At 41.8% G+C, this 14192-nt stretch carries 13 protein-coding genes; 3 read left to right on the forward strand and 10 right to left on the reverse strand.

Translation table 11 applies throughout. The features are described from left to right. The first annotated feature begins 1 nt into the window (after position 1). Positions 2–1075, forward strand: a complete 1074-nt coding sequence (locus AABJ44_RS13530) for an HD domain-containing protein (RefSeq protein ID WP_338369572.1) — start codon at positions 2–4, stop codon at positions 1073–1075. Positions 1076–1092: 17 nt separating this feature from the next. Next, the gene (locus AABJ44_RS13535; RefSeq protein WP_338369573.1) at positions 1093–1404 is read left to right on the forward strand and encodes a YhbY family RNA-binding protein; all 312 of its coding nucleotides are present in this window, start codon (positions 1093–1095) and stop codon (positions 1402–1404) included. Here the strand turns inward: AABJ44_RS13535 and AABJ44_RS13540 are convergent. From AABJ44_RS13540 to pyrE, 5 genes are read right to left on the reverse strand one after another with little or no spacing between them, the layout of a single operon-like run. After that, positions 1401–2261: a hypothetical protein gene (locus tag AABJ44_RS13540; protein ID WP_074643921.1), complete on the reverse strand. Its 861-nt coding sequence runs from the start codon at positions 2259–2261 to the stop codon at positions 1401–1403. The two genes, AABJ44_RS13535 and AABJ44_RS13540, sit on opposite strands and share 4 nt — an antisense overlap. Further along, the gene (locus AABJ44_RS13545; protein WP_338369574.1) at positions 2225–3013 is read right to left on the reverse strand and encodes an ABC transporter ATP-binding protein; all 789 of its coding nucleotides are present in this window, start codon (positions 3011–3013) and stop codon (positions 2225–2227) included. The genes AABJ44_RS13540 and AABJ44_RS13545 overlap by 37 nt, the downstream gene beginning before the upstream one ends. Then, on the reverse strand, positions 3010–4014 hold the full coding sequence (locus AABJ44_RS13550; protein WP_338369575.1) for a FecCD family ABC transporter permease: 1005 nt from the start codon (positions 4012–4014) through the stop codon (positions 3010–3012). Before AABJ44_RS13550 ends, AABJ44_RS13545 begins: the two co-directional genes overlap by 4 nt. Then, on the reverse strand, positions 4014–4859 hold the full coding sequence (locus AABJ44_RS13555) for an ABC transporter substrate-binding protein (RefSeq protein ID WP_338369576.1): 846 nt from the start codon (positions 4857–4859) through the stop codon (positions 4014–4016). Before AABJ44_RS13555 ends, AABJ44_RS13550 begins: the two co-directional genes overlap by 1 nt. Next, entirely contained in the window at positions 4860–5546 is a 687-nt protein-coding gene (gene pyrE / locus AABJ44_RS13560) for an orotate phosphoribosyltransferase (protein ID WP_074643911.1), read from the reverse strand. Between the two features lie 38 nt (positions 5547–5584). On the opposite strand from pyrE, the gene AABJ44_RS13565 reads away from it, so the two are divergent. Further along, entirely contained in the window at positions 5585–6220 is a 636-nt protein-coding gene (locus tag AABJ44_RS13565; protein ID WP_338369577.1) for a hypothetical protein, read from the forward strand. Here AABJ44_RS13565 and AABJ44_RS13570 read toward each other — a convergent pair. From AABJ44_RS13570 to AABJ44_RS13590, 5 genes are all read right to left on the reverse strand, one after another. Beyond that, positions 6212–7714 carry a phosphohexomutase domain-containing protein gene (locus AABJ44_RS13570; protein WP_338369578.1) on the reverse strand — a complete coding sequence of 501 codons (1503 nt, stop codon included), beginning with the start codon at positions 7712–7714 and terminating at the stop codon, positions 6212–6214. The two genes, AABJ44_RS13565 and AABJ44_RS13570, sit on opposite strands and share 9 nt — an antisense overlap. 63 nt (positions 7715–7777) lie before the next feature. Continuing rightward, the gene (gene mnmE / locus AABJ44_RS13575) at positions 7778–9220 is read right to left on the reverse strand and encodes a tRNA uridine-5-carboxymethylaminomethyl(34) synthesis GTPase MnmE (RefSeq protein ID WP_338369579.1); all 1443 of its coding nucleotides are present in this window, start codon (positions 9218–9220) and stop codon (positions 7778–7780) included. Between the two features lie 13 nt (positions 9221–9233). Beyond that, positions 9234–11573 carry a putative glycoside hydrolase gene (locus tag AABJ44_RS13580; RefSeq protein WP_338369580.1) on the reverse strand — a complete coding sequence of 780 codons (2340 nt, stop codon included), beginning with the start codon at positions 11571–11573 and terminating at the stop codon, positions 9234–9236. 35 nt (positions 11574–11608) lie between these two features. Next, a complete protein-coding gene (locus tag AABJ44_RS13585; RefSeq protein ID WP_338369581.1) occupies positions 11609–13066 on the reverse strand; it encodes an HD-GYP domain-containing protein in 1458 nt (485 codons plus the stop codon). Beyond that, complete coding sequence (locus tag AABJ44_RS13590; RefSeq protein WP_338369582.1) at positions 13053–14180, reverse strand: hypothetical protein; 1128 nt, start codon at positions 14178–14180, stop codon at positions 13053–13055. The genes AABJ44_RS13585 and AABJ44_RS13590 overlap by 14 nt, the downstream gene beginning before the upstream one ends. Positions 14181–14192 lie beyond the last annotated feature (12 nt).

Below are 14192 nucleotides of genomic sequence, written 5' to 3' on the forward strand. Positions count from 1 at the left end.
AATGCTGAAACAGCATGCCCCAGTCAAATATGATATTTCCGAATATTTTGAAATCCTCTGCCCAAAATCTGATTATCCTGATTTTTTAGACAGGTATATAAAACTGCCGGTTATGCAGCGTCTGGCTGGAGTTGGTCTGCTTTGCGGAACCGACTGGACACCTCTTTACAGAAACCGATTTTTTTATTCCCGCCTCGACCATAGCAAAGGTGTTGCACTGATTGTCTGGCATTTTACACATGATAAGGCCCAGACTATAGCAGGACTTTTGCACGATATTTCAACACCAGTTTTTTCTCATGTATCTGATTTTCGTAAGGGAGATATGCTGACACAAACAGCGACTGAAGAACCAACCGCACAAATAATCCGCGGAGACGCAGAATTAGGCCGCCTGCTTGCAGAAGATGATCTGACTCCCGCTCAGGTTGAAGATTATCATATTTACCCGATAGCCGATAACGAGATTCCACAACTCAGTGCAGACCGCCTTGAATATATGTTTCCTTCCGGAATGGCTCTGGATGGAAGCTGGACAATGGATGAAATCCGCCGCTGTTATAATGATCTGATAATTCTGAAAAATGAAGATGGACAGGATGAACTCGGCTTTCAGCATGTTGAAATTGCAGAACTTTATTGCGAACACTTTTGTATGATAGGTCATATTCTTCAGTTGAATGAAAACAAACTTGCACTTCATCTTCTTGGACAGATTATAAACCTTGCTGAAAAAGAAGGTGTTCTTAGTGAAGAAGATTTTATGACACTGAGTGAAAAGGAAGTAATGGAGAGGCTGGACGCGGTGGTTGAGTGTCCACGCATCGGATGTACCGAAACCACTTTATTACCTCGCCTATATAAAACATTCCGCACCATGACGTCTATTGAGCATATCGAAGAGCCGATGGATGAAAAGGAATATTTCTGTATCAACCTGAAGGTAAAGCAGAGATATATAAACCCTCTCGTTAATGGGCATCGGCTCTCTGAGGTCTCAGAAAAAGCCCGCCGCATTATCGAAGACTTCAAAACCTACAGCGACACTCCGTATGGTTGCGTGAAGCTCGTTTAATCACTAAAATAGAGCACATGATTGAATTAACCAGTAAACAGAGAAAATATCTCGAAAAAGAAGCACATGACCTTCAGCCGGTTGTAATTGTTGGTGGCGCCGGACTTACAGAGGGTGTTATTCAGATGGTAGACAATTCTCTTGCTTCTCATGAACTCATCAAAGTAAAGTTCAACGAATATAAAGACGAAGTAAAAGAACTCACAGCAGAAACCTGTGAAAAATGTAATGCTACACTTGTCCGAATTATCGGATTTACAGCAATACTCTACCGCGAGGCAGAACAGCCGGAAGACCGCGCTTATTCAGCTGCACTCAAAAAGTGCTAATTCTGACTCTGGCGTCCATATACCCAGCGTACAATCGCCAGAGCAAACTTCATCTGGCTTTCTGGCAGGAAGATATAATATTTCTGTTCCGTCGGAGAGCTGGAGGTAAGTTGCATAACACTGTTGGAAATTGACAGCACGGCAGTAAGAGCAGAGATTGGAATCTCTGAAGTGCCAGTTTTTGAAAAAATTACCACACGCTGATCAGTTACAACAAAATCCCCTTCATTATCCTTTTGAACAGTTTCAGTTGCATACAGAATTTTTTCACCCTGATTTGCCTTTAGACGCAGAAAGTGAACAAGCGGCATTTTTGAATCATCTGTTAATGGCAGCTTGTAAAGATTAGTATCTACATAAGGATTTTCATAATCTTCTTTCTTTCCAGCTGAACGGAAATTACGCCATAAAATCAAGATCATTACAATTACGAAAAACAGAAAGAAATAGAAACCGCGGCCAAGTGTACGACCACTCTGTTTCTTTACAGAACGCGGAACACGTTCTTCTTCAGGCTCTGATTTTTCTGAATCTGATTTCTGTTTTTTATCTGAAGCAGGAGATACTTTCTTTTCTTTTTTTGATGGACGACCTGGAGTTGCAGGAGCATCATAAGCTGTTTCACCACCGGAATATTTAAACGGAAGAGAAACACCGCCAGTGTTATAAGAAGGTTCGAGAAGAAGTACAAAAGCAACAATCGCAACATACAAAAGAGAACCTGCTGCAGTAATAATTATTTTACGCTTTTTCTTCCAGGAGGTCTGAAACCACATGAGGGAAAGTCCAATTGGAATAAGAAGAATTGAACAAAAACAAGCTATTGTAATGATTGAAAAGACTTTATTTCTTTGCATTCGAAATCAACTCCAAATGTATACTTTAAATTCTCTGTATTCATTATATCAGATGGAGCGCCGGAAAGCACGGATTTTTTTGGAGGAAGCAGAATGATTCTGTCGGCAAAACGAGCAGCTAAGTTGATGTCGTGGACGGTCGCGAGAACTCCGAGATTTTTGGAATGGGCAGTGTCGCGAAGCAGCTGCATAAGATGCGGCTCGTAAACATAGTCGAGGTTTGCGGCCGGTTCGTCGAGGAGAAGAAACTTCGGAGTCTGAGCAAGTGCACGGGCAAGACGGACCTTCTGGAATTCTCCGCCGGAAAGGCTGTGAATGTACCGGTCTGTAAACAGAGAAAGACCAAGGTCCGCAAGAACACCATCGGCAATTTTATAATCCGCGGCGGAATAATGCCCGCTTCGAGTATATACATACCGGCCCTGAAGTACATAATCACGAACCTTAAAATCCCACTCCGAGTATTCGTTCTGCTGCATATAGGCAATAATACGAGCACATTCACGGCGAGACAGTTTTGAGACTTCAGCTACGCTCTGGTTATCTGAATTCACCCACTTTATTTCCCCTTTTACTTTTAAGGCCGAATCCTTCACACCAGCCATCACGCTCAGCAAAGTAGATTTCCCCGCCCCGTTTGGTCCACAAAGACAAACAAACTTACCCTGCTGCAACGAAAAATTTATATCCCTTAAAACTTCTTTGTCACCATAACTTGCCGAAAGTTTTTTAATTTCAAAGCTCTCACTCATTTTCTTCCTCCAAGACACAATGCCAGGAAAAATGGCACACCGAGAATTGATGTAATAATTCCGGCAGGAAGCTCACCCGGTGCAATAATCACACGAGCTAAAGTATCAGAAAGCAGCAGTAATGCTGCACCAAAAATCATACTGAAAGGAACCAGAGTACGTGCCTTAGGCCCAAGAAACTTGCGGACAATATGAGGAGCCATAAGTCCAACAAAACCGATAGTTCCTCCTGCACACACTGCAGCACTAACAGCAAGAGCTCCGCAAAGTAATACAAGAACACGGAGTCTGTCTACTTCCACTCCGAGCGCGGCTGCTGATTTTTCGCCTCCGGTAAGTAAGTCAAGCGGGCGCGACACAATAAACATAAGAATTATAGAAACTACAGAAGGCAACAGGATGAACAGCAGTTCGTTCCAACCACGTCCGTTAAAACTTCCAAGAATCCAGGTATAAATAGAATGAAGTTCTTTGTTGCAGGTAAGAAGCAGCATGGAACTTAAAGAAGAATACAATGTTCCAAGCGCCGTACCGCAAAGGAGCAGCATTACTGAAGATGACCTTCCACCCCGGCTGAATGCAAGTGAGGTCACAAAAAGTCCAGCAACAAGGGCTCCCGCAAAAGCACAAAGATTCACCGGTGAAATATAAGCCCCAACTCCACCTTTTCCAGTAAGAGCCATGATTCCCGGCACAATGCTTGCAATCACCGCCCCTAGTGTAGCCCCGGAACCGATTCCCATAATTCCCGGCTCAGCCAGTGGATTACGGAAAAATAACTGGAACACTGCACCACTTCCACCAAGCAGAAGACCTGTTAAAAAAACAAGCAGCACACGAGGAAGTCGCAGCTGCCATAAAATGATATTTTCAAATTTATCTCCCTGGCCAAAAACTGCCGCAAGGCTCACCTTTTCTGCACCGAGCATAAGAGCTAGAATCACAGAAATAATAAGGAGAACTGATGACAGTATTTTCCAGCACAGGGATTTTCTTTTCATTACTTCAACAAATCAGAAAGTTCAAGAACCACATCTGCAACACGTGGACCTGGTCTTGTGTACACATTATCATCTACAACAAAAACACGTCCACCCTTCACTGCCGGAATATCTGCCCAGCCATTGCGCAAGCCCACTGCCGAAGATTCCAGACCAGTACTTGCAGGAATAAGAATTACAGCAGGCTCTCGGGCAATAATTGTTTCCTCACTGACCATTGGATATGCATCAGATAAATCAGCAAAAATATTTTCACCGCCAGCTGCCTTAATTACATCATTTATAAACGAAGTTGAACCAGCAGACATATAAGGCGCATTCCAGACTTCCCAGTAAACCTTTATCGGTCCATCCTTCTTTGCAGCACCAGCAGCCTTCTTCAGTTTTTTCTCCATATCATCTACAACTTTTGCAGCCTCTTTTTCATGACCGGTAATTTTACCAACCTCGAGAATCTCTTTTTCTACAGAAGCAATAGATTCGCCCTTAGAAACGTAATAAGCAATACCATTGCTCTCTAAAGTCGAAATCAAAAAGTTGTGCATGCCCTCTGTAAGATAAACGAGATCCGGCTTGAAAGACATGATTGTTTCAATACTCAGAGTTTTTCCATCAAATCCACCGACAACAGGCTTTGCTTTTGCTTCAACAGGAAAATCAGTAAACTCACTAACTGCAGAAACCTGGTCTCCGGCACCAATTGTAAAAAGTATTTCTGCTGCGCTTGGCGACAGAGCAACAATCGATTTTGGATATCGAGATTCAGAAGTCTTTGGCTTACGTGCATATAACGCAGAGATTAAACTGATAAATAAAAATAATGTAAAGATTCTTTTTTTATTCATTTATTTGCAGCCCCACTGCGAATAATATGAATCAAGTTCTTTCTTAATTTCATCAGTAATTACTTTCTTATCACCGTTTGTATAAAGCGCATCAACAACATCGCTCATAGAAACAATAGCGCGTGCAGGGAAGCCATACTTTTCTGTAATTACTTCGAGAGCAGATTTCTCGCTGTCTGGAGCACGCTCTTCGCGGTTAAGACTTACGATTTCACCAACAATTTTGATGCTACCCGAAGTTGTTTCGAGAGCCTTGATTTTCGGATAAACCTCTTCAATAGATTTTCCTGATGTTGTAACGTCTTCAATAATTACAACGCGATCACCATCCTTAATCTTATAACCGAGGATTGCGCCTTTATCTGCACCGTGATCCTTCTCTTCCTTGCGGTCACAGCAGTATTTAATTTCTTTTCCATAAAGCTCGCTGTAGGCAACGGCAGTCACAACTGCAAGAGGAATACCCTTGTAAGCCGGACCAAAGAAGACATCAATATCATCACCAAAATTGTCGTGAATTGCCTGAGCATAATATTTTCCAAGCTGTGCAAGCTGCCCGCCGGTCACATAACCACCCGCATTCATAAAGAAAGGCGACTGTCTTCCACTTTTCAAAGTGAACGACCCGAACTTAAGCACTTCGCAGCGCACCATAAAATCAATAAATTCTTTCTTGTAATTTTCCATGATTTATATTTTATCAAAAATGGATTATACTTCCAACCATGAGTGCAACTTTTTTATTTCCTGACAGTAAAGATTTCTCACCTGACTTAAAAGAGGTAGCACGCTATCTTGGTTATAGGAAGGTAGCTGGACCGGATGTTGATGTTTCAGCGCTGATGGAAAAAGCAGCAAAAGAGATGCAGTCTGTTATAAAGCCACAGGCGGTGTTTGAGGTATTTGATTTGTCTGTGGTTGAGTGCTCGCAAAGCGAATGCATCAAAACTACCACAGAACTCAAATTCGCCGACATCACTCTTCACTCAAGAGACCTCGGCGCAAATCTTAAAGACTGCTCAAAGGTTGCACTTGTGGCAGCAACTATCGGACCACAGGTAGATGCATTGATTCGCCGTTACAGTTCTACAGACTCTGTTTATGCAAGCATTCTGCAGGCTACCGGTGCTATGTATATAGAAGAAGTTGTTGATTTATTAAATGCAGAAATAAAAAAAATCGCCGAAACTCAAGGACTAAAAACTCGTCCACGTTATAGTCCTGGCTACGGCGATGTTCCTCTTGATGTGCAGAGAGATTTTTTCCGGCTTCTGCCATGTACAAGAATCGGGCTTACACTTATGGACACCCTGATTATGGCACCAGAGAAGTCGGTTACGGCATTTATCGGTTTATACTAAACAGCTTCTATCCAATCTATCGAAACCGTCTGTTAACTGTTTTGCAATTTCTACGAGTTTTGCTAAATCACCTTTACGTGCGCCTTCAATGTTAAGAGGCATAACAGGATCATGCAGACTCAAACGTAAAAGCATCCAGCCCTGAACGTCTTCTCCTTTAAAACTGATTCGAACACCTTCATAAGATTCTGGCATTTCATACTCAGCCTCAATGGCACGTCTCTTAAACTCAGCAAGAACACTCTGTCCATATTCCTTAAAGTTTTCTCCGGAAATCTTAAAGCGGTATTCACCTTCTTCAACAAGTGGAGGAAGCTTTTCAATAAGGCTGTCGAGCTTTTTACCCTGTGCATTTGCCTGAGCCAATGCAATTACAAGCTTTACAGCAAGGAAGGCACCGTCATCAAGGAAGTAGTTATCTTTAAGAGCTCCGTGCCCAGATGTCTCCATAGCCAATGGCGCAACTGTTCCTGCAGCATTCAATTCCTTCTGCTTGTTGATTACGTTCTTATAACCACGCATATAGCAAAGATGCTTAAGACCAAGAACATCCTGAAGGAAGTATGTAAGACGATCCGAAGTAACACTGTCTGTAATAATTGTTGAACCAGGATACTCAGGAGCAAGAATTGCAGCAATCATCGCAATAATTGAGTCACGGTTGATTTCGCTTCCATCACTCAAAACTGCAGACATGCGGTCAACATCTGTATCAAAAATCAAACCAAGATCTGCCTTATTTGCGAGCACAGCACTTCGGATTGCTTCCATTGCCTGTTTATTTTCAGGGTTTGGAATATGGTTAGGGAACATTCCGTCCGGCTCAAGGAACTGGCTTCCAGTTGTATCAGCACCGAGCGGCTGAAGAATCTTATCAACAAAGAAACCAGAAGCACCGTTTCCACTGTCCACAACAATGTGAAGACCAGACAAAGGTTTATCACCTTTTCCAAGATCAGCCAGACCATCAGCAATCTTATTCTTAAGATATTCAGCATAGATTGAAAGAAGATCCAGTTTTTCTACAGGTACATTGATTTTTGAAGGATTAAGGAAACCTGCAAGATTCAGGATTTCTGTAATATCTTCATGTTCAAGGCCACCATCATCATCAAAGAATTTAATACCATTTCTGTTAAACGGAAGATGGCTTGCGGTAATCATTGCAGAACCGTTGAAATTTGTCTCCGGGAAAACAATAGACATAAACATTGCCGGAGTTGTTGCCATTCCACAATCTGTAACAGTTGCGCCAGCGCTCACCATACCGTCAATAAGAGCATCTGCAAGATCCGGGCCTGTCACACGAGAATCGCGGCCAACTCCAAGATGAAGAGAAGTAGCATCTACATCAAGCTTCTTTGCAAGCCAGCTAACATAAGCACAACCAATTTGCTTTGCAATCTGTGGAGTAAGATTTACATTTTCTCCCTCAACTCCTTCAATTGCAACACCACGAATATCACTACCATTCTGCAGCTTCATCAAATCCATAATAATCCGTCCTTCGTAATCATTTTTTTTCTTAATTATATTCTGATAACAATAAAAAGTCGATTATTTTCCAACACAGAAGTTAGCGAAAATGCTTCCGAGGACATCATCAGGAGTTACGTCGCCGGTTACTTCGCCAAGAGAGTCGAGAGCATCTTCAAGATCCTGGACTACAGCGTCGAGAGTGTAATTGTCGTCGGCACTTACAAGGGCATGTCGTACACTTTCGAGGGCCGCCGATACCGCTTCCTTCTGACGTGCCGAGCCCAAACCCGCCTGAGTGCGCTCTGTTGAAAGGCCGGCTGTTAAAATGTCGGAAATTCTGGCAAAGAGCTCTGAAAGGCCGTCTCCGGTTTTTGAGGAGATTCGGCATACAGAAGGGGAAAGGCTTCCCCTCGCTCGCACTTCGTTGCTCGCTACCCCTTCCAGCGGGGACACCCCGCAACGCCCCGTATTATCCGGGCTACTCTTTTCAGGAGCTGCAGCCTTATCAATCTTAGTTTCAACCACAATAAGCGGTTCAGAACAGTTTTCTATGAATTCACGGTCCTCATCATTGAGCCCGCTCTGAGAATCTACAAGATACAAAACAACATCCGCATCGTGAACAAGACTGCGGCTGATTTCTACACCCTGAGCCTCAATTACATCGCTTGTTTCGCGGAGGCCGGCGGTATCGAAAAGCCGAACCGGAATTCCGTTAATACTTGCCCAGCTTTCAAGCCAGTCGCGGGTAGTTCCCTCAATATCACTTACAATCGCGCGTTCTTCCTTTAAGATTGCGTTGAACAGTGAAGATTTACCGGCATTAGTGCGGCCAGCAAGAACTACACGAGCTCCGTCCTGATACAGTTTTTCACCTCGCCAGGAATCAGCAAGAGCCTGGAGACGGCTCGCCGCAGCTTCTATGTCGCCGCGGTCAAAGGAGTCGGCGATGGTTTCTTCGTCCTCCGGGTATTCGATTTCAACTTCAATCGCGGCGAGCGTATCTATGATAAGCTTTTTAATAGAATCGATTTCTGAAAATAAAGAGCCCGCAAGTCGCCCTGCTGCATGAGAGCGCGACACATCTGTATGCGAATCGATGATTTCTTTTACAGCTTCTGCACGGGTAAGATCAGTTTTACCGTTAATAAAAGCACGGAAGGTATATTCACCGCGGTTTGCCTGTCGGAATCCAATCTTCAACGTCAGATTCTGAATTGCAGTAACAACGGCAGGTCCGCCATGGCAGAAAATCTCTACCATATCTTCACCGGTAAAACTTTTTGGTGCACGGTAAACGGCAAGCATGACTTCGTCTATTTTTTTATCAGCATCATGAATCCACCCGTAAACCAGGGTGTTCCCCGGGGCCTCCAGCAATGCCTTAGGTCTGCTGAATACCTTGCTTACCAGTTCAATACACCCCTTTCCCGAAACACGAACAATACCCAAAGCGGCTGGCGCAAGAGCTGTTGCAATTGATGAAATTGGTTCTTCTGGAGTGTACTGATTTGGTGTCATTTATTTTCCTTCTTTATGGCATTACCTTTAAGAATGGATTAAATCTTGTTGTTTCTTCTTCTCTGTACGGATACAAAATACTGTCCAGAATCGAAACATCAGAATCCACATAAAGCGGCTTCATCTTATCACCAATTGCCGGTTTACGGAATTCCCTGCTGGCTTCTGATGCAGTTCCAATAAAAGTTTCAGTTGCTTCAATATCTGGCGGAGTAGTTCCATATTCCCCGGAATTATTCCAGCACATATACCCGCGGTCCAGAGAATCGCGAACACCAAAGAACTGCTTCTTAATATAATCAGAATCATAATAAAGTCTGTCGTAGCTTACATTCAGATAGAACGACTGAACCCATGGACGAATAATTGCTCTGTTGCGGCACAAAATTGTATTTCTGAAAGAACCGTAATAATAAATGCGGTATGTACGGTCTGCCACAGGAGCATAGTTTAAGAATGTCTGTTCAAAATGACTTGGATAGAACATCGGTCCAATCACATCAACATACTCAGCAAGCATTTCTGCGTCCTGACCAGTTCTTGTTCCACTACGATACCAGCCGTTTGCACCATAAATATCAATTCCAATCGGTGCTTTAATATTTGCACGTGCATAAGAAAGGAACGAAATCAAGGCAGATTCCTTATCCATTCCCTTATCCTGCCAGCGATACTGTGCATTATAAAGATTCAAACCATCTGTCGGAAAGCGGATATAATCAAACTGAATTTCGTCAAAGCCGCGTTCAATCAGTTCTTTTGCAATTGCTACGTTATATTCCCAAACCTCTTCGGAATACGGGTCTACCCACTGCTCATCATAATATGCAGTTTCTTTAGTACCGGTAGGCTGCTCATTTTCATCAAGAACATCCTCGTAGCCTTTAATTCCCATCCACGGTTTGTTCAACTTTTTATCCCAGACAGCGTATTTTCCATTTTTGTATTTTGAGAGAGAGCGGTCTTTAAAAGTAACAATACGTGCTACCAGATAAACATTTTCGCTCTTAAATTCCTTAATGAATTTATCAAGGTCTTTAATTGCATAGCCAGAGGTAGAACATTTTTCCAGAACCAATGGATCTTTTGAATCATAACGAAGGAAACCATAATCATCCTTCATATCAATTACCATTGAGTTCATATTGCGGTCTTTAATAACCTTCTTGAATTTCGCAACTCCTTCAGGGAAGCTGCACTGGTAAGCAGAGGCATAAATGCTCTTTCTACCGTTTGCAATTTCTGCATAAGGAGAGTTCACAGTTCCCGGATAAAGCAGCCAGAGTTCGTTCAATTGAAGTCCGCGTGCAAATCCGCTTCTAGACTGAGGAATCCAGGCAGTATTTATCATACCCGGAACAGAAGAAAATGCTTCATGCCAGTCTCGTTCCTGACTTGGAGTACCAGGACTTTGAAGACTATCCAAATCAATAGCGCCAAAGCCTTCAAGCTTAGTATATAGAAGCACATTATCTATTGTAGTAAGTCCGTCTGTAACATCAGTTGGTTCAGAACCTGTATAAATCAGCTCACCTTTCTTTTCCTGCCAGTTGAGACGATAGATTCGCGGAATATAAGTCTGAGAAATATAGATTTCTGTATAAACTGAACCGTCTGCATTGGTTCGTACAACCGGAAGAATATCAGCAATTTCATCCGGAGATGTAAGGGAAGGCATTTTTTCAAAACCGGCATCAATATCTGTCCAGCCAGCCTTCTGTCTATCCGGGAAAATATAGGAAAGTCCAAAAATTGGATGCGCCATAAAGACTACAGTCTGATCATCGAGTGTGGCAACGGCAACTGCCTTCATTCCAGGAGAATTTTTACTCATAGAACCAAGGTCTTTCCATGTAAGTCCGCCATCACGGCTGAAATAAACACTGTCCTTTGTAGCAGTTACAACCTCGTTATTATTAAGCGGATTTACAGAAAGGTCTTTGAGCTCCTGAATCTGAAGCGAAAGGGTTTTCTGTCCTTCTTTAAAGGTTTTTATAGTAAGGAATGGAAGTCCATTATCACGTTCTTCAAATTTCTTTAAATCCTGAGAATAAAAAACTCCTTTCTGAGTACGCATAAGCCAGGAAGGATGTGGAACACCACTGCTATCTGCAATATTTACACGCAAAAGCTGATCTACACGAGCTTCTGTCCACAGAGGAATTGCGGAATTTCTGTTTGTTACGCGGAAAAGTCCGTTATCTGAACCTACGAGGAATACTTCTGTTTCCGAATCGTTATCCAGTGCACTTACAGGATTCTTTTCCGGAAGTCTATATAATGGTTTTACCTCGTCTGAAAAAGCAAGGACCGTTAAAAAAAACAAAGAGAGTACAAAAAGTGATTTTTTCATACTCTCTTTATCGGTAGATTTTGCTTAAATATTTACTACAGAATCTTATCAAGTGCTTCTACGACATCCTGATCGTACAAAGCAGACTGTTCTTTAAGTGTATTTATAGCAGATTCCTTATCCATAGCACCACGATAAGAACGCTTACTTGAAAGTGAAACGTAACTTTCTGCTACACGGATAAGACGTGCAATCTGTGGAATCTCGTCTCCAGAAAGCCCCTGTGGATATCCAGAACCATCGATATTCTCATGATGCTTTGTTGCAGCATCTTCAAATACACTCCAGTACTTCTTAGGAACAAACTCAAGATGTTTTTCTGCAAGATTAACGTGCTCGTTCAATGCATGCTTTTCTTCTTCTGTAAGCTGAGTTGCAACAAGAAGATCAGGATCAATTGCAAGGAATCCTGCATCGTAAATCATAGCAGCACAGAAGTTGAGCATTGCCATTCCCTGAGGAAGTCCAAGCTGAATAGAAAGCTTGTAAACCAGCTCGGAAACGTTCTTTGAATTATTCTTACGGCCTGTAACATTATCAATCTGCTGGCCAATTTCCTCACACTTAACAGCAAGCTGCTTAAGTTCTTCTTCATCCTCTTCAGAAAATGTTACATCCGGAAGAGCCTGTGCCGGAGCCCATGTAGAAGAACCAGCAATTCTAAGTGAAGGGTTTCCACCATAGATATCTGTAATTCCACCAAGCATAAGGCGATTTGTCTGGCTCTGATTCTGAGCAAGAAGCTTAAATGCCTGTGCATACTGTTCCTGCTGCATGAGATTTGCCTTAGCAGCTCTTCTTATTATTACTATAATCAGCATTACAAGGAATGCGATTATGATTGCAATTCCAATAATTGAGAAAGCAATTACACGTGTAGAACGCTTTGTTTCTCTTGCAGTTTCAGAAAAGGCATTTCCCATATCCTTAAGACCAGATTCAAGGGCATTCTTAAAATCTTCCTGTCCTTGTTTTGTAGCTTCAGCCTGCTCCTTCATTGCTGCAGCCTGTTCTTTCATAGCCTTTGCCTGAGCTTCCATAGATTCCTGCTGAGCCTCAAAGCGTTCCTGCTCAACCTTGCGTTGTGCAGCAGTCTCAGCTTTTTGTGCAGCCTTTTCTTTATTAGCCTGATCGGTCTCTATCTGCTTAACAAGCTTTTTGATTGAAGTATTCTCAATATTAGGATACTTCTCAAGATTCATCTTGATATCAATGAGAGCCATATCATCATATTTTTTCTGAAGTATCTGAAGCTTCTGCTTATAAACAGTCTGTGCAAAATACAAAACATTTGCCTGAGAATCCTCATCTTTTGCAACTGCAAGAGCCTGGTTTACATACTTATAAGCATCTTCAATGTTTCCATCGTCAAAAGCTTCTTCTGCCTTATCCAGAAAGCGTACAGCTAAATCTGTTGTTGCCGCAAAAGTTTGGGCAGTGAAGAAAACAACTAATAATGCAATTAAAATTCTTTTAAGCTTACCTAACAACATTTTCAACTCCAATAGCCAGAATTACACTCGCTCTATTTTCCATTCCATCATTCTTAAGGAAGAATTTATCCCTCAAGCCAATATTGAAATTTAACTTTACTTTTTCCAATTCCGCAAATGGAATTGCCATATTCATAGCAAAACCTGCTGCCACTTTTATATTTTGATAGAATAAATGTCCTGCAAGCCAGTCAGCGCCAATATCCACCTTAAGCGAGCCAAGCGACAGATTTCCCATTTTTATTCCTATAAATGGAGAGAAGAAGTTACCAACGACAGTTTCTGTAAGTGGCGCAGTATCTGATTTTCCTGTAATTACAGCACCAAAACCAGCTCTTATAAACAGGTTCTTAGAAATATTAGCAAATGAATATTTTAATGCAGCTTCGAAATCACCAAGCAATGGAACCATCTTTTCTTCTTCCACTGGAATAGTAAGGAACTGAGCTCCTGCAAATGCATCTATACCAAGAACATTTTTATTCTCCATTGTATATTCATAATCAAAGTCCAAACAAATACCATAATGGAACGAATTTATTGCAGAACCCTTATCCATTAAATATGCAATATCTGCCATTCCAAGTTTTAACAGCCAGTTTGTACTTGTAAGCTTTGTTTCTTTTCCAGAAACATATACAGAACCTGTAGAAGTTTTTGTAGCTGCAACATATTCTTTTTCTACGTTACTGCGCTGTTTTTCCTTCTCCATTTCAATTCTTGCAAGCTCAAGTTGTCTCTGATGTTCACGTTCTGCTTCATGTTTACGCTGAATCTCATAAGCATCAGAAATTACACTGTACATTTCTACAGCTTCTTCGTTATCAAGATTATTCTCAATAAGAACAAGTGTAGCAGACATAGCAAAATCATAATCATTATTAACAATAAGACGTCTGATTTTCTTCTGAGTATAGTTTTCCATTAAATAGTAATATCTATCTTTTGTGTTTCTAGAAAGAATACTATTTAATTTACTATCATCTTTTGCAGAAAAGCAGCTATCTATCTGGTTATAAATCTCGCTTACATATTCTTCCAGAGCAAAGAGCTTGCCAGAAGAACACAGTAACAAAACTGCTAAAGATAATATTTTTATTTTCCTTCCAAACATTCTCACTCCTTT

The organism is Treponema bryantii (assembly GCF_036492245.1).
In the GTDB taxonomy this organism is placed as follows: Bacteria; Spirochaetota; Spirochaetia; order Treponematales; family Treponemataceae; genus Treponema_D; species Treponema_D bryantii_C.

Excerpts from the sequence above, each read along its gene's own strand:
- AABJ44_RS13545 (WP_338369574.1), bottom strand. The coding sequence starts at position 3,013 with ATGAGTGAGAGCTTTGAAATTAAAAAACTTTCGGCAAGTTATGGTGAC.
- AABJ44_RS13550 (WP_338369575.1), bottom strand. The coding sequence starts at position 4,014 with ATGAAAAGAAAATCCCTGTGCTGGAAAATACTGTCATCAGTTCTCCTT.
- AABJ44_RS13555 (WP_338369576.1), bottom strand. The coding sequence starts at position 4,859 with ATGAATAAAAAAAGAATCTTTACATTATTTTTATTTATCAGTTTAATC.
- AABJ44_RS13535 (WP_338369573.1), top strand. The coding sequence starts at position 1,093 with ATGATTGAATTAACCAGTAAACAGAGAAAATATCTCGAAAAAGAAGCA.
- AABJ44_RS13565 (WP_338369577.1), top strand. The coding sequence starts at position 5,585 with ATGAGTGCAACTTTTTTATTTCCTGACAGTAAAGATTTCTCACCTGAC.
- pyrE (WP_074643911.1), bottom strand. The coding sequence starts at position 5,546 with ATGGAAAATTACAAGAAAGAATTTATTGATTTTATGGTGCGCTGCGAA.
- AABJ44_RS13590 (WP_338369582.1), bottom strand. The coding sequence starts at position 14,180 with ATGTTTGGAAGGAAAATAAAAATATTATCTTTAGCAGTTTTGTTACTG.
- mnmE (WP_338369579.1), bottom strand. The coding sequence starts at position 9,220 with ATGACACCAAATCAGTACACTCCAGAAGAACCAATTTCATCAATTGCA.
- AABJ44_RS13540 (WP_074643921.1), bottom strand. The coding sequence starts at position 2,261 with ATGCAAAGAAATAAAGTCTTTTCAATCATTACAATAGCTTGTTTTTGT.
- AABJ44_RS13580 (WP_338369580.1), bottom strand. The coding sequence starts at position 11,573 with ATGAAAAAATCACTTTTTGTACTCTCTTTGTTTTTTTTAACGGTCCTT.
- AABJ44_RS13530 (WP_338369572.1), top strand. The coding sequence starts at position 2 with ATGCTGAAACAGCATGCCCCAGTCAAATATGATATTTCCGAATATTTT.
- AABJ44_RS13585 (WP_338369581.1), bottom strand. The coding sequence starts at position 13,066 with ATGTTGTTAGGTAAGCTTAAAAGAATTTTAATTGCATTATTAGTTGTT.
- AABJ44_RS13570 (WP_338369578.1), bottom strand. The coding sequence starts at position 7,714 with ATGGATTTGATGAAGCTGCAGAATGGTAGTGATATTCGTGGTGTTGCA.